At 59.5% G+C, this 23913-nt stretch carries 18 protein-coding genes; 12 read left to right on the forward strand and 6 right to left on the reverse strand.

Features of this window, described 5'->3' with window-relative positions; genetic code table 11:
* Positions 1–200: 200 nt before the first annotated feature.
* Positions 201–2123 carry an ATP-binding cassette domain-containing protein gene (locus CAF73_RS25100; protein ID WP_085704550.1) on the forward strand — a complete coding sequence of 641 codons (1923 nt, stop codon included), beginning with the start codon at positions 201–203 and terminating at the stop codon, positions 2121–2123.
* A gap of 76 nt (positions 2124–2199) precedes the next feature.
* Here CAF73_RS25100 and CAF73_RS25105 read toward each other — a convergent pair whose 3' ends face one another.
* A complete protein-coding gene (locus tag CAF73_RS25105; RefSeq protein WP_085700513.1) occupies positions 2200–2637 on the reverse strand; it encodes a universal stress protein in 438 nt (145 codons plus the stop codon).
* A 103-nt stretch (positions 2638–2740) separates the two neighbouring features.
* Here CAF73_RS25105 and CAF73_RS25110 point away from each other — a divergent pair, with 103 nt between their 5' ends.
* From CAF73_RS25110 to CAF73_RS25145, 7 genes are all read left to right on the forward strand, one after another.
* Complete coding sequence (locus CAF73_RS25110; RefSeq protein ID WP_085700512.1) at positions 2741–3178, forward strand: hypothetical protein; 438 nt, start codon at positions 2741–2743, stop codon at positions 3176–3178.
* Positions 3179–3718: 540 nt separating this feature from the next.
* Complete coding sequence (gene fadB, locus CAF73_RS25120) at positions 3719–5866, forward strand: fatty acid oxidation complex subunit alpha FadB (RefSeq protein WP_085700511.1); 2148 nt, start codon at positions 3719–3721, stop codon at positions 5864–5866.
* 29 nt (positions 5867–5895) lie between these two features.
* Positions 5896–7071, forward strand: coding sequence for an acetyl-CoA C-acyltransferase FadA (gene fadA, locus CAF73_RS25125; RefSeq protein WP_085700510.1), 1176 nt, complete (start codon positions 5896–5898; stop codon positions 7069–7071).
* 99 nt (positions 7072–7170) lie between these two features.
* On the forward strand, positions 7171–7407 hold the full coding sequence (locus tag CAF73_RS25130; protein WP_007953059.1) for a DUF1653 domain-containing protein: 237 nt from the start codon (positions 7171–7173) through the stop codon (positions 7405–7407).
* 114 nt (positions 7408–7521) lie between these two features.
* Positions 7522–10152 carry a type I DNA topoisomerase gene (gene topA / locus CAF73_RS25135; RefSeq protein ID WP_007953057.1) on the forward strand — a complete coding sequence of 877 codons (2631 nt, stop codon included), beginning with the start codon at positions 7522–7524 and terminating at the stop codon, positions 10150–10152.
* A gap of 171 nt (positions 10153–10323) precedes the next feature.
* Positions 10324–10848 (forward strand): DUF6586 family protein, encoded by a 525-nt coding sequence (locus CAF73_RS25140; protein ID WP_085700508.1) that lies wholly within the window; start codon positions 10324–10326, stop codon positions 10846–10848.
* A 106-nt stretch (positions 10849–10954) separates the two neighbouring features.
* A complete protein-coding gene (locus CAF73_RS25145; protein ID WP_007953047.1) occupies positions 10955–11188 on the forward strand; it encodes a hypothetical protein in 234 nt (77 codons plus the stop codon).
* Positions 11189–11274: 86 nt separating this feature from the next.
* Here the strand turns inward: CAF73_RS25145 and sulA are convergent, their stop codons facing one another.
* Together sulA and lexA are read right to left on the reverse strand one after the other, a co-directional pair.
* Positions 11275–11748 (reverse strand): SOS-induced cell division inhibitor SulA, encoded by a 474-nt coding sequence (sulA, locus tag CAF73_RS25150; RefSeq protein ID WP_085704552.1) that lies wholly within the window; start codon positions 11746–11748, stop codon positions 11275–11277.
* A 10-nt stretch (positions 11749–11758) separates the two neighbouring features.
* Entirely contained in the window at positions 11759–12367 is a 609-nt protein-coding gene (lexA, locus tag CAF73_RS25155; protein WP_007953044.1) for a transcriptional repressor LexA, read from the reverse strand.
* A 230-nt stretch (positions 12368–12597) separates the two neighbouring features.
* Here lexA and CAF73_RS25160 point away from each other — a divergent pair, with 230 nt between their 5' ends.
* From CAF73_RS25160 to CAF73_RS25170, 3 genes are all read left to right on the forward strand, one after another.
* The gene (locus tag CAF73_RS25160; RefSeq protein WP_085686822.1) at positions 12598–13305 is read left to right on the forward strand and encodes a TetR/AcrR family transcriptional regulator; all 708 of its coding nucleotides are present in this window, start codon (positions 12598–12600) and stop codon (positions 13303–13305) included.
* A gap of 158 nt (positions 13306–13463) precedes the next feature.
* Complete coding sequence (nagZ, locus tag CAF73_RS25165) at positions 13464–14474, forward strand: beta-N-acetylhexosaminidase (RefSeq protein ID WP_085704554.1); 1011 nt, start codon at positions 13464–13466, stop codon at positions 14472–14474.
* Positions 14475–14487: 13 nt separating this feature from the next.
* A complete protein-coding gene (locus tag CAF73_RS25170) occupies positions 14488–15225 on the forward strand; it encodes an S-methyl-5'-thioinosine phosphorylase (protein WP_085704556.1) in 738 nt (245 codons plus the stop codon).
* A 114-nt stretch (positions 15226–15339) separates the two neighbouring features.
* On the opposite strand, the gene CAF73_RS25175 is transcribed toward CAF73_RS25170, so the two are convergent.
* From CAF73_RS25175 to mfd, 3 genes are read right to left on the reverse strand one after another with little or no spacing between them, the layout of a single operon-like run.
* Positions 15340–18030 carry a DEAD/DEAH box helicase gene (locus tag CAF73_RS25175; protein ID WP_085704558.1) on the reverse strand — a complete coding sequence of 897 codons (2691 nt, stop codon included), beginning with the start codon at positions 18028–18030 and terminating at the stop codon, positions 15340–15342.
* Positions 18031–18041: 11 nt separating this feature from the next.
* On the reverse strand, positions 18042–18608 hold the full coding sequence (locus tag CAF73_RS25180; RefSeq protein WP_085700503.1) for a CsiV family protein: 567 nt from the start codon (positions 18606–18608) through the stop codon (positions 18042–18044).
* 10 nt (positions 18609–18618) lie between these two features.
* Positions 18619–22068: a transcription-repair coupling factor gene (gene mfd / locus CAF73_RS25185; protein ID WP_085700502.1), complete on the reverse strand. Its 3450-nt coding sequence runs from the start codon at positions 22066–22068 to the stop codon at positions 18619–18621.
* Positions 22069–22422: 354 nt separating this feature from the next.
* Here mfd and CAF73_RS25190 point away from each other — a divergent pair, with 354 nt between their 5' ends.
* Positions 22423–23886, forward strand: coding sequence for a glyceraldehyde-3-phosphate dehydrogenase (locus CAF73_RS25190; protein ID WP_085700501.1), 1464 nt, complete (start codon positions 22423–22425; stop codon positions 23884–23886).
* Positions 23887–23913 lie beyond the last annotated feature (27 nt).

Below are 23913 nucleotides of genomic sequence, written 5' to 3' on the forward strand. Positions count from 1 at the left end.
AGAAATCATGACAAGTGCCGGCCCTAAACCTGCACTGAATTGCCTGTAGCTTAGCCTTTTGCCAGCAAGGGGCGAAAGCTTTGCCGGCCTTGCAGCACAAGTTCGCAACAATTGTTGTGCAGAGTGCGTCAGCGGCGAAATTGCCGGCCTGCTCGGGTCCCGATTCAGGTAGAATGCGCGCCCGGTTTTTGGAGAAGCTCATGACCCTGCTCAAATTCAGCGATGTGTCCCTTGCATTCGGCGCGATGCCGTTGTTGGACAAGGTGTCCTGGCAGATCGCCCGTGGTGAGCGGGTGTGCATCATCGGCCGCAACGGCACTGGCAAATCCAGCATGATGAAACTGGTCAAGGGCGACCAGAAGCCCGATGACGGCTCGGTGTGGCGTGCCCCCGGTCTGAAAATCGGTGAATTGCCGCAGGAATTGCCGGTGGCCGACGAGCGGACAGTGTTCGATGTGGTGGCCGAAGGCCTCGACGGCGTGGGTGCACTGCTTGCCGAATACCATCATCTGAGCCAGAACATCGTCACCGACGCTGATCTGGAAAAACTGATGCACGTCCAGCACGATCTCGAAGCCCGTGACGGCTGGCGCCTGCAGACCCTGGTCGACAGCACCCTGAGCCGTTTGCAACTGCCGGCCGACAAGACCCTCGCCGAGTTGTCCGGCGGCTGGCGTCGTCGCGTGCTGCTGGCGCAGGCGCTGGTGTCCGAGCCGGATCTGCTGCTGCTCGACGAACCGACCAACCACCTGGACATCGGTGCGATCGCCTGGCTCGAAGAAGCGCTGAAGGATTTCCAGGGCGCCGTACTGTTCATCACGCACGACCGTTCCTTCCTGCAAAACCTTGCTACCCGCATCCTCGAACTGGATCGCGGTGGCCTGATCGACTGGAACGGCGACTACGCCAGTTTCCTGGTGCACAAGGAAGCCGAGCTGGCCGCTGAAGAAACCGCCAACGCGCTGTTCGACAAGCGTCTGGCTCAGGAAGAAGTATGGATTCGTCAGGGCATCAAGGCCCGTCGTACCCGTAACGAAGGCCGCGTGCGTGCGCTGAAGGCCCTGCGTGTCGAACGCAGCGAGCGACGTGAGCGCACCGGCAAGGCCAACATCCAGCTCGAAACAGCGGAGAAGTCCGGCAAGCAGGTGATGGTGCTGGATAACGTGAGCTTCGCCCACCCGGGCGGTCCGTTCCTGATCCGCGATTTCTCCATGGTGCTGCAGCGCGGCGATCGCATCGGCCTGCTCGGCGCCAACGGCACCGGCAAGACCACCCTGCTGAAACTGATGCTCAGCGGTCTGCAACCGACCAGCGGCAAAGTGGAGGAGGGCACCAAGATCGACGTGGCCTACTTCGACCAGTTGCGCCATCAGCTGGATCTGGAAAAAACCGTGGTCGACAACGTCGCCGAAGGTCGCGATTTCATCGATATCAATGGCCAGAGCCGCCACGTGCTGAGCTATCTCGGCGACTTCCTCTTCAGCCCGCAGCGTGCCCGCACGCCGGTGAAGGCGTTGTCCGGTGGCGAGCGTGCGCGTCTTTTGCTGGCCAAACTGTTCAGCAAGCCGGCGAACCTGCTGGTACTCGACGAACCGACCAACGACCTCGACGTGGAAACCCTCGAGTTGCTCGAAGAGGTGCTGCTGACTTTCAACGGCACCGTACTGATGGTCAGCCACGACCGGGCATTCCTCGACAACGTAGTGACCAGCACCCTGGTCTTCGAAGGCGAGGGCAAGGTTCGCGAATACGTCGGTGGCTATCAGGACTGGATCCGTCAGGGCGGTTCGCCGCGCCTGCTGGGCGTGACCGAAAGCAAATCCGGCAAGGCCGACCTGAACTCGGCGGTAGTCACTGCCGAACCGGCTCCGGTTGCCGCACCGGTTGCTGCGGCTCCTGCTGCGAAGAAGAAGCTGAGCTACAAGCTTCAGCGCGAGCTGGAAGCCTTGCCGGGAGACATCGACGCCAAGGAGCAGCAGATTGCTGCTGTTGAGGCTGAAATGGCTGAAGCTGGCTTCTACCAGCGCCCGCCAGCCGAGACGGCCAAGGTGATTGCCTCCCTGGAGCAGATGCAGGCTGAGCTGGATGCGCTGGTGGAGCGTTGGGCCGAGCTGGACGCCTGATTGTTTCCAGGCATTAAAAAGCCCGGCGTCCAGTGATGGGCGCCGGGCTTTTTTGGTTTTTCATAAGTGAGTGGGATCAGCGTTTGACCAGATGCACCGCCAGCACGTCGCAAGGTGCGCCGTGCAGCACGTCATTGGCGGTCGAACCCAGCAGCAGTGCCAGACCGTGTCGGCCGTGGCTGCCGACCACGATCAGGTCGCAGCCCTGTTCCTTGGCGAAGTGGTGGATCTCCTGGCGCGGCTGGCCGTAGGTCAGGTGGCAGTTGGCGCCTTCGAGCTCGGTGTACTTGTGTTTCAGGCGTTCCAGGCGTTCCTTGGCTTGATCGAACTGCTGTTGTTGCAGTTGTGACAGATCCATCGGCACGTCGCCACCAAAGGCCATGGCCATCGGTTCGACGATATGCACCAGCGACAGCTTGGCGCCATTGCTCACCGACAGCTCTCGGGCGCGGTGGATCACAGGGTCGCACTCTTCGGTCAGATCTACGGCGACCAGAATATGGTGGTAGGGCATGAGGTGCTCCTCGTGAGGGATCAATATTGTTAAGTATGGCTGGTTTCAAGCGCATTGGTTCCAAAGTGACGCAATGGGCTCGTTCAAATTCGGGAGTAGAGATATGACGGTCTGGCTGGTGGTGTCAATCCTGCTGGTGGTGTTGAGTCCGCTGGCGTGGTTGCGTCCGTCCCGTGCACAAAGTGGACGGATAGCCTTGCGCACGGAGGCCCGACGTATCGGGCTGGCCATGCAACTGGCGCCGCAGGAGTGGCCACATTGGCTGAGCCAGGAGCCGCCAAACCCGTGTGCGCAATACCATCGGCCACGGCGCGGCAAGCAGCCGGTGTGCTGGACCTATTGGCAGAAATCTCCGGGCGTGTGGGTCAATCAGTGGCAGGAAGTCTGTGAAGATCCGCTGCTGATGAATCATTTCGAAAAATTGCCGGGCAACGTTTTCAAGGTCGAAGCCGACAAGCAGATGATTGCGCTCTATTGGGGCGAGAAGGGTGACGCGTCGGTTTTGCTGGAAATCGATGCAACGCTCAAAGCGCTGGCATGACTCGCGGACTTTTCGCGCTGCAACGGTGCGAAACGTCTGGCAGACGCGCAATAAAAAGCCCGACATGATTCATCGGGCGGGGTTGGCCAGGCAGGCCGGAAATTCTTTTTGGCGTTGATCCGGTGTGATCCGGTCAGCAAACGTGCGCCTGTTTTCCTTCGTAGTCCAGCCAGCGTAGCCTGTTAAACAAGGCTTGCGGTGAATTAGGGCGAATTTTCTAACTATTAATCTTATGAATGCCCTCACATGCGAGCGTGTGTGGCCGGGCTGCGTCCTACGGAAATGACCGCAAAGTCGCATTTCAACCCGTATTTTGGGCGATTGACAATTGTCGGAAATTCCGTGAAGGTGGCGTACCCAAATCAAACGGGCGTATGAATTGAGCGTTTGTATTGCAGACTGCTCCTACAGAATCCCGACTATCGCGTTGGCGGGTGTGCCGGGTGGATGGGTGTCAGCATCGACGAGAAAACGTCCTGCCGAGCCATTTGCCTGCGTCCGACGTGTACTGTTCAGCTTCCATATCGTGGAGATCAGTTGATGATTTACGAAGGTAAAGCCATCACGGTTAAAGCTCTTGAAAGTGGCATCGTCGAATTGAAATTCGACCTCAAGGGTGAGTCCGTCAACAAGTTCAACCGTCTTACCCTGAACGAACTGCGTCAGGCCGTAGACACCATCAAGGCAGATGCTTCGATCAAGGGCGTGATCGTCAGCAGTGGCAAGGACGTGTTCATCGTCGGCGCCGACATCACCGAATTTGTCGACAACTTCAAGCTGCCGGATGCCGAGCTGGTTGCTGGCAATCTCGAAGCCAACAAGATCTTCAGCGATTTCGAAGACCTCAACGTTCCGACCGTAGCCGCGATCAACGGCATCGCCCTGGGTGGCGGTCTGGAAATGTGCCTGGCAGCGGACTACCGCGTCATGTCGACCAAGGCCAAGATCGGTCTGCCGGAAGTCAAGCTGGGCATCTACCCGGGCTTCGGTGGTACCGTTCGTCTGCCGCGCCTGATCGGTGCCGACAACGCCATCGAGTGGATTGCCGCCGGCAAGGAAAACCGTCCTGAGGACGCGCTGAAGGTCGGCGCCGTCGATGCCGTGGTTGCTCCTGAAAAACTGCACGATGCCGCCCTTGAGCTGATCAAGCGCGCCGTCTCCGGCGAGTTCGACTTTAAGGCCAAGCGCCAGCCTAAGCTGGAAAAGCTCAAGCTGAACGCCATTGAACAAATGATGGCCTTCGAAACTGCCAAAGGTTTCGTGGCTGGCCAGGCGGGTCCGAACTACCCGGCCCCGGTTGAAGCGATCAAGACCATCCAGAAAGCCGCGAACTTCGGCCGCGACAAGGCGCTGGAAGTCGAAGCAGCAGGTTTCGTGAAGCTGGCCAAGACCTCTGCCGCGCAGAGTTTGATCGGTCTGTTCCTGAACGATCAGGAGCTGAAGAAAAAGGCCAAGGCCTACGACGAAATCGCCAAGGACGTGAAGCAGGCTGCCGTACTGGGCGCCGGCATCATGGGTGGCGGTATCGCCTATCAGTCGGCTTCCAAAGGTACGCCGATCCTGATGAAGGACATCAACGAGCACGGCATCGAGCAAGGTCTGGCTGAAGCCGCCAAGCTGCTGGTTGGCCGCGTTGATAAAGGCCGCATGACCGCCGCGAAAATGGCTGAAGTGCTCAACGGCATTCGTCCGACCCTGTCCTACGGCGATTTCGGGCACGTCGACCTGGTTGTTGAAGCCGTGGTCGAGAATCCGAAGGTCAAGCAAGCCGTTCTGGCGGAAGTCGAAGAGAAGGTCAAAGAGGACACCATCCTCGCGTCCAACACCTCGACCATTTCCATCAGCCTGCTGGCCAAGGCGCTCAAGCGTCCGGAAAACTTCGTCGGCATGCACTTCTTCAACCCGGTGCACATGATGCCGCTGGTGGAAGTGATCCGCGGCGAGAAGTCCAGCGAGCAGGCGATTGCCACCACCGTTGCCTACGCCAAGAAAATGGGCAAGAACCCGATCGTCGTCAACGACTGCCCGGGCTTCCTGGTCAACCGCGTACTGTTCCCGTACTTTGGTGGTTTCGCCAAGCTGGTCAGCGCCGGTGTGGACTTCGTCCGTATCGACAAGATCATGGAAAAATTCGGCTGGCCGATGGGCCCGGCGTACCTGATGGACGTGGTCGGCATCGACACCGGTCACCATGGTCGTGACGTGATGGCCGAAGGCTTCCCGGATCGCATGAAGGACGACCGTCGCTCGGCCATCGACGTGCTTTACGAAGCCAAGCGTCTGGGCCAGAAGAACGGCAAGGGCTTCTATGCCTACGAGGCCGACAAGAAAGGCAAGCAGAAGAAAGTCGCCGATCCGTCGGTGCTGGAAGTGCTCAAGCCGATCATCTACGAGCAGCGAGAAGTCACTGACGAAGACATCATCAACTGGATGATGATCCCGCTGTGCCTGGAAACCGTGCGTTGCCTGGAAGACGGCATCGTCGAAACCGCCGCCGAAGCCGACATGGGTCTGGTTTACGGTATTGGTTTCCCTCCATTCCGTGGCGGTGCGCTGCGCTACATCGACTCGATCGGTGTTGCCGAGTTCGTTGCCCTGGCCGACCAGTACGCTGATTTGGGCGCGCTGTACCACCCGACCGCGAAGCTGCGCGAAATGGCCAAGAACGGCCAGAGCTTCTTCGGTTAAGCGCCCCCAACTAGAGTGAGAGTGAACTTATGAGCTTGAATCCTAGAGACGTCGTGATTGTCGACTTCGGTCGTACTCCGATGGGCCGCTCCAAGGGCGGCATGCACCGCAACACCCGCGCTGAAGACATGTCGGCGCACCTGATCAGCAAGCTGCTGGAACGCAACACCAAGGTCGATCCTGCAGAAGTCGAGGACGTGATCTGGGGCTGTGTGAACCAGACCCTGGAGCAGGGCTGGAACATCGCGCGCATGGCGTCGCTGATGACCCAGATCCCGCACACTTCGGCCGGCCAGACCGTCAGCCGTCTGTGTGGGTCGTCGATGAGCGCCCTGCACACCGCTGCGCAAGCGATCATGACCGGCAACGGTGACGTTTTCGTGGTTGGCGGCGTCGAGCATATGGGTCACGTGAGCATGATGCACGGTGTCGATCCGAACCCGCACATGTCCCTGTACGCGGCGAAAGCCTCGGGCATGATGGGCCTGACCGCCGAAATGCTGGGCAAAATGCACGGCATCACTCGCGAACAGCAGGACGCCTTTGGCGTGCGTTCCCATCAGTTGGCCCACAAGGCGACTGTGGAAGGCAAGTTCAAGGACGAAATCATCCCGATGCAGGGTTACGACGAGAACGGTTTCCTGAAAACCTTCGACTACGACGAAACCATTCGTCCGGAAACCACCCTGGAAAGTCTGGCGGCTCTCAAGCCGGCGTTCAATCCAAAGGGCGGCACCGTGACTGCTGGTACTTCATCGCAGATCACCGATGGTGCTTCGTGCATGATCGTGATGTCGGCACAGCGTGCACAGGACCTGGGCATCCAGCCTATGGCGGTGATTCGTTCGATGGCGGTAGCTGGTGTCGACCCGGCCATCATGGGTTATGGTCCGGTACCGGCAACTCAGAAAGCACTGAAACGTGCGGGCCTGGGTATCAACGATATCGACTTCTTCGAGCTCAACGAAGCGTTTGCCGCACAGGCCCTGCCAGTGCTGAAAGACCTGAAAGTGCTCGACAAGATGAATGAGAAGGTTAACCTGCACGGCGGCGCGATCGCCCTGGGTCATCCGTTCGGTTGCTCCGGTGCCCGTATTTCCGGCACCTTGCTGAATGTGATGAAGCAGAATGGCGGCACCTTCGGGGTGTCCACCATGTGCATTGGCCTCGGCCAGGGCATTTCCACCGTCTTCGAACGCGTTTAAGCGTCTCGTCGATGGAAGCCGGGGCCAAGTGCCCCGGTTTTTGTTTTTGCGGATTTATTTTTGTTTTTATTTTGAAAAAATTTGAGTGAGGGCCGAAGCATGCCGATACAACCTGGGCTCTACCAACATTACAAAGGTCCGCAGTACCGCGTATTCAGTGTCGCGCGGCATTCCGAGACCGAAGAAGAAGTGGTCTTTTACCAAGCCCTGTATGGCGATTACGGCTTCTGGGTACGTCCCTTGAGCATGTTCCTGGAGTCGGTCGAGGTTGACGGGGAGCAGGTCCCACGCTTTGCTTTGGTGCAAGCCGAACCGAGCCTTTTTTCGAAGCCGTAAGGCGAGTGCGCGCAAAACCCTGCGCTTGACCTCACCTTGTAGCCACTATATATAGCGGTGCCGCGTCAGGCGCCAACCGCCTTTCACTTCTAGAATTCAGGAATTTTCTGATCCATGGGCAAATCGCTGGTCATTGTGGAATCCCCGGCTAAGGCCAAGACCATCAACAAGTATCTGGGCAACCAATACGTGGTGAAGTCGAGTATCGGCCATATCCGAGACCTGCCCACCAGCGGTTCGGCTAGCGCCAGCAAGGAGCCAGCCGCCAAGCGCGGCAAGGCTGCTGCGGGCGAAGCGCCAGCGCTGTCGCCGAAAGAGAAGGCACGCAAGCAGCTGGTCTCGCGCATGGGCGTCGATCCCGAGCACGGCTGGAAAGCCAAGTACGAGATCCTCCCGGGCAAGGAAAAAGTCATCGAAGAGCTGCGCCGGCTCGCCAAGGATGCTGACACCATCTATCTCGCAACCGACTTGGATCGCGAGGGGGAAGCCATTGCCTGGCACCTGCGCGAAGCCATCGGTGGTGATGACAGCCGCTACAAGCGTGTGGTGTTCAACGAAATCACCAAGAAGGCGATTCAGGAAGCCTTCTCGGAGCCGGGCGAACTCGACATCGATCGAGTGAATGCACAGCAGGCTCGTCGCTTCCTCGACCGCGTCGTCGGCTACATGGTCTCGCCGCTGTTGTGGGCGAAGATCGCCCGTGGCCTGTCCGCCGGTCGCGTGCAATCGGTTGCCGTGAAACTGGTGGTCGAGCGTGAGCGTGAGATCCGCGCGTTCAACCCGGAAGAGTACTGGGAAGTACATGCCGACCTTGGCACTGCCAAAGGTTCGACCGTGCGTTTCGAAGTCGCTCGCGAGAAAGGCGAAGCCTTCAAGCCGTTGAACGAAGCGCAGGCGACGGCCGCGCTGGAGAAGCTCAAGTCCTCGAGCTACAGCATCGTCAAGCGTGAAGACAAACCGACCAGCAGCAAGCCGTCGGCACCGTTCATTACTTCCACACTGCAGCAGGCCGCGAGCAATCGGCTGGGCTTCGGTGTGAAGAAAACCATGATGATGGCCCAGCGTCTCTACGAAGCCGGCTACATCACCTATATGCGTACCGACTCGACCAACCTCTCGGCCGATGCCGTGGCGATGGCGCGCGATTACATCGAAACCGAGTTCGGCAAGAAATACCTGCCGGAGTCGCCGAACGTCTACAGCAGCAAGGAAGGCGCACAAGAGGCTCACGAAGCGATTCGTCCATCTGACGCCAACACCACGCCAGCCAAGCTGGCCGGCATGGAGCGCGACGCTGAGCGCCTTTACGAGCTGATCTGGCGCCAGTTCCTGGCTTGCCAGATGCTGCCGGCGCAATACCTGTCGACCACCGTCAGCGTCGCTGCCGGCGACTTCGAGCTGCGCGCCAAGGGCCGCATTCTGAAGTTCGATGGTTACACCCGCGTGCTGCCGCAAATCACCAAGCCTGGTGACGATGACGTTCTGCCGGACATGGCGCAGGGCGACGTGATGAAGCTGATCAAGCTCGATCCGTCCCAGCACTTCACCAAGCCGCCGGCCCGTTATTCGGAAGCCAGCCTGGTGAAGGAAATGGAAAAGCGCGGCATCGGTCGTCCTTCGACTTACGCAGCGATCATCTCGACCATTCAGGATCGCGGCTATGTGACCCTGCACAACCGTCGTTTCTATTCGGAAAAGATGGGCGATATCGTTACCGAGCGTCTGTCTGAAAGCTTCTCGAACCTCATGGACTACGGTTTCACCGCCGGCATGGAAGAGAACCTCGATGACGTGGCGCAGGGCGAGCGCGATTGGAAGAACGTGCTGGACGAGTTCTACGGCGACTTCAAGAAAAAACTTGAAGTGGCGGAGAATCCGGAAGCCGGCATGCGTGCCAACCAGCCGGTGATGACCGATATTCCGTGCACCACCTGCGGCCGTCCGATGCAGATTCGTACTGCGTCGACTGGCGTGTTCCTCGGCTGCTCGGGTTACAGCCTGCCGCCGAAAGAGCGCTGCAAGGCCACCGTCAACCTGGTGCCGGGCGATGAAATCGCTGCGGATGACGAGGGTGAGTCGGAATCCCTGGTACTGCGCGGCAAGCATCGTTGCCCGATCTGCAGTACAGCAATGGACGCCTACCTGCTCGACGAGAAACGCAAGCTGCACATCTGCGGTAACAACCCGGATTGCGCCGGCTACGAAATCGAAGAAGGCAGCTATCGCATCAAGGGCTACGAAGGCCCGAGCCTGGAATGCGACAAGTGCGGCAGCGAGATGCAGCTCAAGACCGGCCGTTTCGGCAAGTTCTTCGGTTGTACCAACCCGACGTGCAAGAACACCCGCAAACTGCTGAAAAGCGGTGATGCGGCGCCGCCGAAGATGGATCCGGTGAAGATGCCCGAGCTGAAATGCGAGAAGGTCAATGACACCTACATTCTGCGCGACGGTGCGTCCGGCCTGTTCCTGGCGGCCAGCCAGTTCCCGAAAAACCGCGAGACCCGTGCTCCGCTGGTGATCGAGATTCTGCCGCACAAGGACGAAATCGATCCGAAGTACCACTTCCTGTGCGAAGCGCCGCAGAAGGATCCGGATGGCTTGCCAGCCGTGATCCGCTACAGCCGCAAGACCAAGGAACAATACGTTCAGACCGAAGTCGACGGCAAGCCAACAGGCTGGAAAGCGTTCTTCGATGGTGGCAAGTGGACGGTCGAAGACAAGCGTCCGGCAAAAGCCAAGGCTTGAGCAAACGCTGAACTGAAGGTGCGCTGATCGGGCATCTTCAATTCAAAAGGCCGCATGACAACCTTCGGGTTTTCATGCGGCCTTTTTGTTTAATGCTTGCGGTCGGATCGGCTGATCCATGACACTGTCCGGCCTGTGTGAAGCAATTATTTCGTTGTGGAGAGTGCCGACATGGCCCACGAACTCTATACCCGTACCAATCAGAAGATCTATTTCGCGGGTTTGTCGCTGGAAGCGCTGGCCAGGGCCGAAGAGGGGCGGGCGATGAATTCGCTGGCGCTGATTCAGGCCGGGCGCGAGTCCGCACTGTTTCATCTCTATGGTGCATTGTTGGGGTTGTGTCATGAAATCGCGGGCTTCTATCGTCTGCCGCAAGCCAATGCGTCGCGGGCGGAAGCCTTGTTGACCCGTGAAGTGCTGGAGTCGATTGCCATCCCTGAGCTGGCAGAGATGATTGAGCTGGCAAGCAATTCAGAGACCTGGCTGGCTAAATTGCTGGCTGCGCACTCGGCGCTGTTTCAGCCTCCTCGGGTTCCACATAAACCGAAAGGTGATGTGACGCAGCCGTTGATTCAGGCGGTGAGTCTGGATGAGGAAGAGGCAGTTGAAGAGCTGAGCCGCGAAGAGCTCGAGAGCTGGCGGCAGAACCTCAAGGGGCTGGCGATCCGCTTCCGTGAAGGCTTGAACGAGTGCTGAGGGGCTCTGGACTGGCGGCGACGAGAGGCGTGCTGCTGGTCAAGATCCCGAGCGAAGCCTGAATGATGTCTATATAATCCCTGCCTTTCGTGGAGAACAGACCTATATGCCAACGTCCTTTCTAGAAATTGTCGAGCTACCAGACGGCCGAATCGAACTGCGCAGGGCTGAGGACGAGGGTTCTCTGGTGACTCTGGATTTCTCCGAGGATGCCAAGGCGTTTCTGCAGGGCCAGCACGTTGAAATTGCCAAGGCGATGTTGAGCGTCGGTGTGCAAATGGCGGGGCGTATGGTTGAAGGCGAATTCGACAAGGATGAGGGACCGCGCGTTCTTCACTGATCTGCTGTCTGTCAGTTACTGCTACAGATCGGCTTCTCTATCCTTGGAGAAGCCCTACGCTTTACGTGGCGCGCGTTGTTGCTGAATCACCCCAAGCGAATATTCAGGCTTTGAGCGTCACCGGTGCGGGCGGCGCTGATCAACTGTTGCCGTGCGCCTGCGCTCAGTGGATTCAACCATGTGACGACCGTGTGGCTGCGACCCAGGCGTAATGCTTCACAGGCCAGTTGCTGAGCGCTTTGAGCGCCACGGGGTTGTAACAGCAGGATGCGTTCGCGATTCAATCCGGCATCCCGCAGCCAAGTCTGGGTCAGGCTGGCAGGCGGTGCAATCAGGGTCAGCCAGCGTGCGTCCTGATCGTCGCTCAGTTCGCGAAGAATCGGGGCCAGCAGGCTCAGGCAGTTCCCGGCCGCGCCGCGCAGTGAAAGCTCGCTGAAGGCTTCGGGTTCGGTATTCCACGGACGTTCGACGACATCCTTGAGGATGGGGGCGAGCGGTTGCCCCAGAAACGCTTCGAACAACGGCAGTTGTGTTTGCTGAGGTGCGTGTGGTAACTGCATAAAGCCTCCTTTAGCGGCGGATGACGCCGACACTCAAGCCTTCGATGACCAGTTCCTGGTCTTTCAGGTTGACTTCGATAGGGGCAAACTCGGGGTTTTCGGCAATCAGCCAGACTTTGCTGCCGTCACGCTTGAAGCGTTTGACGGTGACTTCGTCGCCGATCCGTGCAACCACGATCTGACCGTTGCGTGCCTCGCGGGTGGTGTGAACCGCCAGCAGGTCACCGTCGAAAATGCCGATGTCCTTCATGCTCATGCCATGGACGCGCAACAGATAGTCGGCGCGCGGATGAAAGAAGGCCGGATTGATGTTGCAGGATTCTTCGATGTGTTGCTGGGCAAGAATCGGCGCACCGGCAGCCACTCGGCCGATGATCGGCAGGGTGGATTCGTCGACCTTGGCTTCGAAGCCGGGAATGCGAATACCGCGAGAGGCGCCTGGTGTCATCTCGATCGCGCCTTTGCGGGCGAGCGCCTTGAGGTGCTCTTCTGCCGCGTTCGGCGATTTGAAACCCAGTTCCTGAGCGATTTCCGCGCGGGTCGGCGGGTAGCCGTTGTCTTCGAGGCAGCGTTTGATAAAGGCCAGAATCTCGGCTTGGCGTGGCGTCAGCTTAAGCATATTGATCGCTCTGTCTTTTTATACAGTGACTGGGATTATATACAGTGAAGCGGGCTTGGCAATGATCCTTTTTTGCCATGCCGCCGGACGGTCAGTGACGACGCTGATTAATGTGGCGTCCTTGTTGTGGTTAAATATCTGACCGACCATTCCCAAAACGAACTGGCAGGCTTGACAAGGCATAGGCTGAAACGTATGTTTCAAACAAGTGTTTGTCAGGCGGAGTAGCCATGGCCCAGTCGGAAACCGTTGAACGCATTCTTGATGCTGCAGAACAGCTGTTCGCGGAAAAAGGTTTCGCTGAAACCTCATTGCGTCTGATCACCAGCAAGGCAGGGGTCAACCTCGCTGCGGTGAACTATCACTTTGGGTCGAAGAAGGCGCTGATTCAGGCGGTTTTCTCGCGCTTCCTCGGTCCGTTCTGCATCAGCCTCGACAAAGAGCTGGAACGCCGCCAGGCCAAGCCAGAGAACAAGCCTTCGCTCGAAGAGCTGCTGGAAATCCTCGTCGAGCAAGCACTGGTGGTACAGCCACGCAGCGGCAACGATCTGTCGATTTTCATGCGTTTGCTGGGGCTTGCATTCAGTCAGAGTCAAGGCCACTTGCGTCGGTATCTGGAAGACATGTACGGAAAGGTTTTCCGTCGCTACATGTTGCTGGTAAACGAAGCTGCCCCGCGTATTCCTCCGATCGAACTGTTCTGGCGCGTGCACTTCATGCTCGGTGCCGCAGCATTCAGCATGTCGGGGATCAAGGCCTTGCGCGCGATTGCCGAGACCGATTTCGGTGTCAACACTTCCATCGAGCAGGTGATGCGTCTGATGGTGCCGTTCCTGGCAGCCGGCATGCGTGCCGAAACCGGCGTCACTGACACTGCAATGGCTACCGCGCAGTTGCGACCACGCAGCAAGTCTGCGCCGACACCTGCCAAGGTTTAACCGTCCATGGGTGGGCGCGGCAGCTGACATCCGCTAAGCTAGCCGCCCATGTCGACTCTCGTCCTGAACCCGTTTCTCATTGAAATCACCGATCCGCCGGGCCATGCCTCTGGCGGTGATTTTGTGGGAGACGGGTTTTTCGTTTTCAAGGAATTTCTATGACTGCTGGCCTGCAAGGCTCGTTGATGGTGGACGTCGCCGGTACCTGGCTGACGGCCGAAGATCGCCAATTGTTGCGCCAGCGCGAAGTGGGCGGCTTGATCATTTTCGCCCGCAATATCGAGCATCCGCGCCAGGTGCGCGAGCTGAGCGCGGCAATCCGTGCCATTCGTCCGGACTTGCTATTGGCGGTGGATCAGGAAGGCGGCCGCGTCCAGCGTCTGCGTCAGGGCTTCGTACGCCTGCCGGCCATGCGCGCCATCGCTGACAATCCAAATGCCGAATACCTGGCCGAGCAATGCGGCTGGATCATGGCTACTGAGGTTCTGGCGGTTGGCCTCGACTTGAGCTTCGCGCCGGTGCTGGATCTGGATTACCAGCGCAGTGCCGTCGTCGGTACCCGTTCATTCGAAGGCGATCCGGAGCGCGCCGCGCTGCTCGCCGGTGCGTTTATAAAAGGCATGAACAGCGCCGGCATGGCCGCCACCGGCAAGCATTTTCCCGGCCATGGCTGGGCGGAAGCCGATTCCCACGTCGCAATCCCCAACGACGAGCGTAGTCTTGAAGAGATCCGCGCCAACGACCTCGTGCCGTTCGCCAGGCTCAGCAAGCATTTGGCCGCCGTCATGCCGGCCCACGTTATTTATCCGCAAGTCGACGCACAGCCCGCCGGATTCTCCCGGCGCTGGTTGCAGGACATCCTGCGTGGCGAGTTGCAGTTCGACGGCGTGATCTTTAGCGATGATCTGTCGATGGCTGGCGCGCATGTGGTCGGCGATGCTGCCAGTCGTATCGAGGCGGCGCTGAGTGCCGGTTGCGACATGGGTCTGGTTTGCAATGACCGCGCGGCCGCCGAGCTGGCCCTTAGCGCCGCGCAGCGCATGAAGGTCAAGCCGTCGCCGCGTATCGCGCGCATGCGCGGTCAGGCGTTCGCCAGCACCGAATACCGTCAGGATCCGCGCTGGCTGACCGCTGTCGGCGCGCTCAAAGACGCTCAACTGATCGATTAAGGATTTTTTCGCTATGACGGTTTACGCAATCATCGGCGGCACTGGCCTGACCCAGCTGGAAGGCCTGAGCATTCGTCAGTCGCTGACGGTGGATACGCCTTATGGCGCGCCATCGGCCGAGGTTCAGATTGGTGAATACGCCGGCAAGGAAGTGCTGTTCCTCGCTCGCCACGGCCATCCGCATCGCTTTCCACCACACAAAGTCAATTACCGCGCCAACCTGTGGGCGTTGAAGCAGGCCGGGGCCGAGGCGATCATCGCGGTCAATGCCGTGGGCGGTATTCATCCTGCAATGGGCACCGGACATTTCTGCGTACCGCATCAGATCGTGGACTACACCAGTGGTCGTGAGCACACCTATTTCGCCGATGACCTGGAACATGTCACACACATCGACTTCAGCTTTCCCTACAGCGAACCGCTGCGTCAGCAACTGATTGCTGCATTGGCTGCCGAAGGTTGCGAGTACAGCGATCAAGGCGTTTACGCTTGCACTCAGGGCCCGCGTCTGGAAACCGTGGCCGAGATCGTACGACTGGAGCGTGACGGCTGCGACATCGTCGGCATGACCGGCATGCCGGAAGCGGCGCTGGCTCGCGAACTGGATCTGGATTACGCCTGCTTGTCGCTGGTGGTGAATCCGGCAGCGGGCAAGACCACTGAAGTGATTACCATGGCTGAAATCGAACAGGCGTTGCACGACGGCATGGGCAAGGTGAAGTCGACGTTGGCGCGGGTGCTCAAGGGCTGATTCGGGCTCAAAACCGAGTCGAGTCATTTGCGGGCAAGCCCGCTCCCACAGGTTGAGCGCTTTCTCTGTGGGAGCGGGCTTGCCTGCGAATCGATCTGAAAGCCGACATGGATCTCAGCGCTTGTCGAACTTGTCCGGCAACGGCGCAAACAGCGCCTCGATATCATCACTCTGCAACTTCCAGTCCCCGGCCTTGCGCCCGTCCAGCACGCCAGCCGCCAAGTCGGATTTTTCCCGCTGCAGATGCTGAATTTTCTCCTCGACCGTGCCTCGGGCAATCATCTTGTAGACGAAAACCGGTTTCTCCTGGCCAATGCGATACGCGCGGTCAGTTGCCTGATTCTCGGTCGCCGGGTTCCACCACGGATCGTAATGAATCACCGTGTCCGCTTCCGTCAGGTTCAGACCCACACCGCCAGCCTTCAGGCTGATGAGAAAGATCTGACGCTTGCCGCTCTGGAATTCCTTCACTGGTGTGCGCCGATCCCGGGTCTGTCCCGTCAGCAGCGCATAGGAGATATTGCGTTTTTTCAGCTCGTCCTCAATCAATGACAGCATCGAAGTGAACTGCGAAAACAGCAGAATCCGCCGGCCTTCCTCAAACAATTCCTCAAGCATCTCCATCAGGCTGTCGAGCTTGCCCGAGGTGCTGCCGCGAGCGGGCAGGGTGGCGTCGTTGACCAGGCGCAAATCGCAGCAGACCTGCCGGAGTTTGAGCAGTGCTTCCAGAATGATGATCTGACTGCGCGCCACGCCTTTGCGGGTGATCTCGTCGCGCACCTTCTTGTCCATGGCCAGACGCATGGTTTCGTACACGTCGCGCTGAGCCTCGTTGAGCTCGACCCAATGGATGATCTCGGTTTTTGGCGGCAACTCGGTCGCGACCTGTTCCTTGGTGCGGCGCAACAGGAACGGTTTGATCCGACCGTTGAGGTGCTGAAGTCTGACTTCGCTCGCGCGCTTTTCGATCGGCACGCGGTAATCGGCGTTGAAGCTTTTGACGTCGCCGAGCCAGCCAGGCAGCAGAAAGTGAAACAGCGACCACAGTTCGCCCAGGTGATTTTCCAGCGGCGTCCCGCTCAGGCACAGGCGCTGACGAGCGTTCAATTCTCGGGCTGCCTGCGCGGCTTTGCTGTTCGGGTTCTTGATGTACTGCGCTTCATCCAGCACCAGTACATGCAGCGGCTGTTGCGCCAGGCGTTCGACATCCTTGGGCAGCAATGCATAGGTCGTGAGGATCAGGTCGTATTCGGCCAGATGCTCGAAATGCTTTTTACGGCTGGCACCGTACAGGGCGACAACCTTGAGCTGCGGCGTGAAGTGCGCCGCTTCGTCCAGCCAGTTGGGAATCAGGCTGGTAGGCATCACCACCATGCACGGCCGATCCAGGCGCCCGGCGTTCTTCTCGCTGAGAATGTGCGCCAGAGTCTGTAGGGTTTTGCCCAGTCCCATGTCATCCGCGAGAATCCCGCCGACTTCCAGTTGCCGCAGCGACTGCATCCAGCTCAAGCCTTCGAGCTGATAAGGACGCAGTGTCGCATTCAGCCCCTTGGGTGGCTTGGCGCTGTAATCGCGGATGTCACGCAAGCGCTGGGCGAAGCTGCGAATCTGCTCGCCACCCTCCCACAGCAGCGGAATGCCTTCCAGCGAATTCAGGCGCGTGGCGTCGGCCTTGCTCAGGCGCAGGGTGGTTTCGCCCGGTTCCTGCAAATAGAACTCGCCAAGGGTCGCCAGCACCGGCTTAAGCCGGCCGAGGGACAGGGCGACTTGCAGCGGTCCATGCTCGCTGTTGCGTTGCGGGATGTTCACCAGAATCAGTTCATCGTCGCGACGGCGGGCGAGACGTTCCGGATTGAGGATTTCCGTATGCGAGCGCATCAGGTTGAGCAAGATCGGCAGCAGGCTCAGGCGCTCACCGTTGACGATGATTCCCAGCTCCAGATCGAACCAGTCCCGCTCCGGCGCCTGCTCGACGGTGGCGTACCAGTCGTCGACGGCGGTCAGGTCGAAGCCGAACTCATCGTCGACCAACAGCTCCCAGCCCTGGGTGCGCAGCTTCGGCAGATCATTGAGAGTGAACGTCAGCCAGGCGCTGTCGTTGACCATCTCATAAAGTTCGCCGGCGCTTTCCGGCAGAGCCTTGCTCTGCCGGGTGGCGATGCGAAAGCCGAGGATTCGCAGCTGCTCGCGGTAGCTTTGTTCAATGTCCGGATGGCGTTTCACCCGCAGGGTCTGGGCTTCCTGGCGAATCAGGATGTCGCTGTTCTTCTGGCCGCTGACGTATTCGTCGAGGTAACTGAAGGACAGCGCTGCGCGATGCTGGATGTAGCGCTGCATCTTGCCGTTGCGTGGTTCGAACGCGCTGAACTCGACACTCGCCAGCCACAGGCGTGGCACCGGTTGCACGTTATCCACCAGCACTTGCGGCGGTGCCTTCGGGCTGCGGTTTTCCAGCACGGCCTGGAGTTTTTCCAGCAGTTCGGCGTCTTTGGCGGCGGCGGGGTATTCGAGGGTTTCCTGCACTTGCAGCAACACCGCCGCGCAATGTTTGCAGTTGCTGTGTACCGGGCAGGTGCAGGTCGCGTCGACCATCAGCAGGGTGCCTTTGGCCGACTCACGCAGGTGAATCGTCTGACGGTAGACGTTACCGCCAGAGCCTTCGCAACTGGCGGTGATGGTCGCGTCGCCGACCTGCACGAATCGCACCCGGTTTTCCAGCGCGTAGCGGCGGCCACGCTCCAGGCTCTGTTCCTTGAATCGGCTGACCCAGGAGGAGGCCAGCGGTTTACTCAGGGGCGGGGGCATAAGGACTTCGATCAGTCCGGAACGACTTCAGGCGCTTCCCGAGGCGCGGGTGCCGTCAGTGAAGTGATCTTGATCAGCAGGGCCAGGTGGCCGTTGTCGAGGTAGTTGAGTTGGCCGTTCTTGGTGTGGCTGTTCTGTTTCAGGCGCTCGCTGGCGGTGACCATGCCGTTGGCGTCGATCTGGTTGACCCAGAAGTCGGCGTTCACGTCGGTAAAGCGCCCGAGCTTCATTTCTATGGTGCCTTCGATAGGGAATTGGCCGAACTGCTCCTGACCTTCGCTGACTGCGACCTTGGCTGGAGTCTCGCCCAGCGTCTGCTGCCAGGCTTTGTGCATCAGCACGCTGTACTCGCCGCTGGCGTTGAGTTTGCTCACAACATCGTTCAATGCCGGGGTGCGTTTGCTGTCATCGCCTAAGCGTTGGGCGCCGGCTGCCCAGTCTTCCGGTGCGGCGCGGCTGACTATCGCCGGCACGGCGTTCTGACGTACCAGAATCATTTCGACCTGATACAGGTCATCGGCAAACGCCGTCGGTGCTACAAGTGTCAGTAGCAAGGTCAATGAGCGAAACAGGCGCATGCGGCGTCCTTCAAGCAGTTTTCGGGATGAGGCGCTCGAACAGCGCCTCCACAGTATTAAAGCGCTCTTCCGGGCGCTCCATCGGCACCTGGAACTTGAACACGGTGGCGCCTTCGAATTTGTAGCGTTTTGGCTGGCTCTGGATCAGTTTGATCAGGGTCATCGGGTCGACCGGCGTCTGCGCCGCGAACTCGATGCGCCCACCTTGCGGGCCGCCATCGACTTTCTTGATGCCCAGCTGCTCGGCCTGCAATTTCAGCGCCGTGATGCGCATCAGATTCTTGGTCGGCTCCGGCAGCAGACCGAAGCGATCGATCATCTCGACTTGCAGATCCTTCAGGCCTTCCTCGTCGGTGGCCGAAGCGATGCGCTTGTACAGGATCAGGCGCGCGTGAACATCCGGCAGATAATCTTCCGGAATCAGCGCCGGCACCCGCAGGTTGACCTCCGGGCCGCCGCCGAGCGGTTGATCGAGGTTCGGCTGCTCGCCCTTGCGGATCGACTTCACTGCGCGCTCAAGCATTTCCATGTACAGCGTGAAGCCGACAGCCTGAATCTGCCCGCTCTGACCGTCGCCCAGCAATTCGCCGGCGCCACGGATTTCCAGATCGTTGGTGGCCAGCACGAAGCCGGCACCCAGATCCTGAGTATTGGCAATCGCCTCCAGACGTTTTTCCGCATCACCGGTAATTTGCTGGCGTGGCGGGGTCAGCAGGTAGGCGTAAGCCTGGTGGTGACTACGACCAACACGACCGCGCAACTGGTGCAACTGCGCCAGGCCGAACTTGTCGGCACGCTCGATGATGATGGTGTTGGCGCTCGGCACGTCGATGCCGGTCTCGATGATGGTCGAGGCGATCAGCACGTTGAAGCGCTTGTGGTAGAAGTCGCTCATCACCTGTTCGAGTTCGCGTTCGCGCATCTGCCCGTGGCCGATGCCGATCCGCGCTTCCGGCACCAGTTCGGCGAGTTCGGCGGCGCACTTCTCGATGGTCTTCACGTCGTTGTGCAGGTAGTAAACCTGGCCGCCACGTAGCAGCTCACGCAGCAAAGCCTCTTTGACTGTGCTCTTGTTCTGCTCCATGACGAACGTGCGCACCGACAGGCGTCGCGCCGGCGGCGTGGCGATGATCGACAGGTCGCGCATACCCGACACTGCCATGTTCAGCGTGCGCGGAATCGGCGTGGCCGTCAGCGTAAGAATGTCGACTTCGCTGCGCAGGGCCTTGAGCTGTTCCTTCTGACGGACACCGAAGCGGTGCTCTTCGTCGATGATCACCAGCCCGAGGTTTTTGATTTTGACGTCGTCCTGCAGCAACTTGTGGGTGCCGATGACGATGTCGATATTGCCTTCGGCCAGCTCGGCCACCGCAGCGTTCACTTCCTTGGCCGACTTGAAGCGGCTCATCACTTCCACGGTCACCGGCCAGTCGGCGAAGCGGTCGCGGAAGCTGTTGTAATGCTGCTGGGCGAGCAGGGTGGTCGGTACCAGGATCGCCACTTGTTTGCCGCCGTGTACAGCGATGAACGCGGCGCGCATGGCCACTTCGGTCTTGCCGAAACCGACGTCGCCGCAGACCAGGCGATCCATCGGTTTCGGCGCAAGCATGTCTTCACGCACGGCTTCGATGGTGGATTGCTGGTCCGGAGTCTCCTCGAACGGGAAGCCGGCGCTGAAAGTCGCGTAATCGGCCTTCGGGTCGGCAAAGGCATAACCTTCGCGGGCGGCGCGGCGGGCATAGATGTCAAGCAATTCGGCAGCGACGTCACGCACTTGCTCGGCGGCCTTGCGCTTGGCTTTCTGCCAGGTCTCGGAGCCGAGGCGGTGCAGCGGGGCCAGCGCATCGTCGCTACCGGTGTAACGGGCGATCAGATGCAGGTTGGCCACCGGCACATAGAGCTTGGCGTTCTCGGCGTATTCGAGGGTCAGGAATTCGGCAGCCTGATTGTCGATTTCCAGAATCGTCAGGCCGAGATAGCGACCGACACCGTGGTCGATGTGCACCACCGGCGCGCCTTCGCGCAGCTCGGTGAGGTTCTTGATCACCGCATCGTTGTTGGCGTCGGCGCGTTTTTCGCGGCGACGACGCTGCATCACCCGTTGGCCGAACAGCGGGCTTTCCGCGACCAGTGCCAACGCCGGGTCATCCAGCATCAAGCCTTCGTCGAGCGGGGCGATGGTGATCGCCAGGCGATCCTTGCTTGCAACGAAGTCCGGCCAGCTGTCGACGGTTTTCGGGCGCAGCTTCAGGCGATCCAGCAACTCCAGCAACACTTCGCGACGGCCTGCGGATTCGGCGGTAAACAGCACGCGCCCCGGGAATTCGTCGAGGAATGCCGAAAGCGCGGCCAAAGGTTGCGTGGCCTTGGCTTCGATCGCCAGATTCGGCAATGCCTGCGCCGGGAAGCGCTCCCGGCCGGCACCGGTTTCCACATCCTGCTGACTGGCGACCACGCGCGGCCAGTTCTTCAGGCGGGCGAAACAGTCTTCCACCGGCAGGAAAAGTTCGGCCGGCGGCAATAAAGGACGCGATGGGTCGACGCGGCGCTCTTCATAACGATTGCGTACGTCGTTCCAGAAATTTTCCGCCGCTTGCTCGATGCCTGGCAGCGAGAACACTTGAGTGTCCTGCGGCAAGTAATCGAACAGGGTCGAGGTTTCTTCGAAGAACAGCGGCAGGTAGTACTCGATGCCGGCCGGCGTGATGCCGCTGCTCAGGTCCTGAAAGATCGGGCAGCGACGGAAGTCGACGTCGAAACGCTCGCGAAAGCGTGCCTTGAAGCGAGTGACCGCTTCTTTCTGCAGCGGGAATTCCTTGGCCGGCAGCAGCTTGACCGAATCGACCTTGTCGATGGAACGCTGGGTTTCCGGATCGAAGGTGCGCAGGGTTTCGATTTCATCGTCGAACAGATCGATGCGATACGGCAGTTTGCTGCCCATCGGGAACAGGTCGATCAACGCGCCACGCACCGTGAACTCGCCGTGTTCGTAAACTGTGTCGACGTAGCGATAGCCGCTGGCTTCCAGGCGCGAGCGCATTTGCTCGACATCGAGCTTCTGCCCGACATCCAGCACCAGACTGCTGCCGAGCAGGAATTTGGTCGGCGCCAGACGATGCAGGGCGGTGGTGATCGGCACCACCAGCACGCCATGTTCCAGTTCAGGCAGTCTATAAAGGCTGGCAATGCGCTGGGAGATGATGTCCTGGTGTGGCGAGAACAGGTCGTAGGGCAGGGTTTCCCAGTCCGGGAAATGCAGCACTGGCAAATCCGGGGCGAAGAAGCTCAGCTCCTGTTCCAGCCGTTCGGCACTCTGGCTGTCGGCGGTCAAAAGCAGCGTGAAGCGCTTGGCAGCGCTGGCAGCCTCGGCAATTGCCAGGCTCAGGGCGGCACCGGGGAGGTTGCCCCAGTGCTGTTTACCTGCCGCGGCAGGGAGAAGCGGTAGACGCAGAACAGGCACGGAAGGTTGAGCTCCAGGCGTTGCGACAAAGTCGGTAATTGTAGCGGCGTCCGGTGCCGCCTGTCAGTTGCAGGATGCGTCTATCTGCGCTGTTTGGGAAAAATGTAGTGGTAACCATAAAAACCAGCGCTTTTTTTACGGTTATGTAGTGCCAAAAGTCGGAGGTGTTACGGAGGGTTACAGACATCGTCTAACAGTCGTCGAAAAACTGACTGCGCTGGAAGCCCCGGTTTTACTGGGCTGGCGCAGAGCGTTATTTTTTTGGACGGGATTTTGTTACCGATTGCGCGACAGGCGCGCATTGCTACGAGAGGTTCTCGGCGGCATAATGTAGCCCCTTTTTTCTGCCCCTACATGTGGAAGGTTACCGTGACTCAGAAGCCCGACCAGTGTCTTGGTGAATGGATCGACCGTGAAGCACTCGCAGAAGCGATGATTCCGCTTATCGGTCAGCTCTACCGCAACAACAACGTGGTGAGCTCGATCTATGGCCGCAGCCTGATCAACCAGTCTGTCATCGCGATTCTCAAAGCCCACCGCTTTGCTCGCCACCGCTCTTCCGACGACAGCGAACTCTCCGTCCACGAAACATTCCCTCTTCTCAAGGCCATGAGCGAGCTGAAGCTCGGCGCGGCTTCGGTGGATATGGGCAAGTTGGCGTTCAAGTTCCGCGCTGAAGGCAATGGCCGCACCGCTGAACAATTCGTTCGCGAAGAACTGGCCGATGTCGTTGGTCAGCAGAACGCTTCGGCGCGTAAAGGCACTGACGTCGTGCTGTACGGCTTCGGTCGTATCGGCCGTCTGCTGGCGCGCATCCTGATCGAAAAAACCGGTGGTGGCGACGGCTTGCGTCTGCGCGCCATCGTGGTACGCAAGGGCTCTGAAAACGACCTGGTCAAGCGTGCCAGCCTGCTGCGTCGTGATTCGGTTCACGGACCGTTCGATGGCACCATCACCATCGACGAAGAAAACAACACCATTACCGCCAACGGCAACCTGATTCAGGTGATCTACGCCAAGAGCCCGAGCGAAGTCGACTATACCCAGTACGGCATCGAAAACGCTCTGGTCGTGGACAACACGGGTGTATGGCGTGATGCCGACGGTCTGGGACAGCACCTGGCCTGCCCGGGCGCTGCCCGCGTGATTCTCACCGCTCCGGGTAAAGGCGCGTTGAAGAACATCGTTCACGGCATCAACCATGGCGACATCACGCCTGACGACAAGATCATCTCGGCGGCGTCCTGCACCACCAACGCCATCGTGCCGGTGCTCAAGGCTGTCAACGACCAGTACGGCATCGTCAACGGCCACGTTGAAACCGTTCACTCGTTCACCAACGACCAGAACCTGATCGACAACTTCCACAAGGGCAGCCGTCGTGGCCGCGCCGCGCCGCTGAACATGGTAATCACCGAGACCGGTGCTGCCACTGCAGCTGCCAAGGCGTTGCCAGTGCTCAAGGGCAAGCTGACCGGTAACGCGATTCGCGTTCCTACGCCAAACGTGTCGATGGCCATTCTGAATCTGAACCTGGAAAAGGCCACCACTCGCGAAGAAATCAACGAGTACCTGCGCCAGATGGCCATGCACTCGGATTTGCACAAGCAGATCGACTACGTCAGCTCGCAGGAAGTGGTTTCCACTGACTTCGTGGGCTCGCGTCACGCTGGTGTCGTGGATGCCGAGGCAACCATTACCCAGGACAACCGCGTTGTTCTGTATGTCTGGTACGACAACGAGTTCGGTTACAGCTGCCAGGTGGTTCGCGTGATGGAAGACATGGCCGGTGTAAATCCGCCAGCGTTCCCGCGCTAAGCCTTAGCCGCAAATGAAAACGCCCCG

Origin of the sequence: Pseudomonas sp. B15(2017) (genome assembly GCF_002113215.1) — a bacterium.
GTDB lineage: Bacteria > Pseudomonadota > Gammaproteobacteria > Pseudomonadales > Pseudomonadaceae > Aquipseudomonas.

Excerpts from the sequence above, each read along its gene's own strand:
- CAF73_RS25100 (WP_085704550.1), top strand. The coding sequence starts at position 201 with ATGACCCTGCTCAAATTCAGCGATGTGTCCCTTGCATTCGGCGCGATG.
- CAF73_RS25105 (WP_085700513.1), bottom strand. The coding sequence starts at position 2,637 with ATGCCCTACCACCATATTCTGGTCGCCGTAGATCTGACCGAAGAGTGC.
- CAF73_RS25110 (WP_085700512.1), top strand. The coding sequence starts at position 2,741 with ATGACGGTCTGGCTGGTGGTGTCAATCCTGCTGGTGGTGTTGAGTCCG.
- fadB (WP_085700511.1), top strand. The coding sequence starts at position 3,719 with ATGATTTACGAAGGTAAAGCCATCACGGTTAAAGCTCTTGAAAGTGGC.
- fadA (WP_085700510.1), top strand. The coding sequence starts at position 5,896 with ATGAGCTTGAATCCTAGAGACGTCGTGATTGTCGACTTCGGTCGTACT.
- CAF73_RS25130 (WP_007953059.1), top strand. The coding sequence starts at position 7,171 with ATGCCGATACAACCTGGGCTCTACCAACATTACAAAGGTCCGCAGTAC.
- topA (WP_007953057.1), top strand. The coding sequence starts at position 7,522 with ATGGGCAAATCGCTGGTCATTGTGGAATCCCCGGCTAAGGCCAAGACC.
- CAF73_RS25140 (WP_085700508.1), top strand. The coding sequence starts at position 10,324 with ATGGCCCACGAACTCTATACCCGTACCAATCAGAAGATCTATTTCGCG.
- CAF73_RS25145 (WP_007953047.1), top strand. The coding sequence starts at position 10,955 with ATGCCAACGTCCTTTCTAGAAATTGTCGAGCTACCAGACGGCCGAATC.
- sulA (WP_085704552.1), bottom strand. The coding sequence starts at position 11,748 with ATGCAGTTACCACACGCACCTCAGCAAACACAACTGCCGTTGTTCGAA.
- lexA (WP_007953044.1), bottom strand. The coding sequence starts at position 12,367 with ATGCTTAAGCTGACGCCACGCCAAGCCGAGATTCTGGCCTTTATCAAA.
- CAF73_RS25160 (WP_085686822.1), top strand. The coding sequence starts at position 12,598 with ATGGCCCAGTCGGAAACCGTTGAACGCATTCTTGATGCTGCAGAACAG.
- nagZ (WP_085704554.1), top strand. The coding sequence starts at position 13,464 with ATGACTGCTGGCCTGCAAGGCTCGTTGATGGTGGACGTCGCCGGTACC.
- CAF73_RS25170 (WP_085704556.1), top strand. The coding sequence starts at position 14,488 with ATGACGGTTTACGCAATCATCGGCGGCACTGGCCTGACCCAGCTGGAA.
- CAF73_RS25175 (WP_085704558.1), bottom strand. The coding sequence starts at position 18,030 with ATGCCCCCGCCCCTGAGTAAACCGCTGGCCTCCTCCTGGGTCAGCCGA.
- CAF73_RS25180 (WP_085700503.1), bottom strand. The coding sequence starts at position 18,608 with ATGCGCCTGTTTCGCTCATTGACCTTGCTACTGACACTTGTAGCACCG.
- CAF73_RS25190 (WP_085700501.1), top strand. The coding sequence starts at position 22,423 with ATGTGGAAGGTTACCGTGACTCAGAAGCCCGACCAGTGTCTTGGTGAA.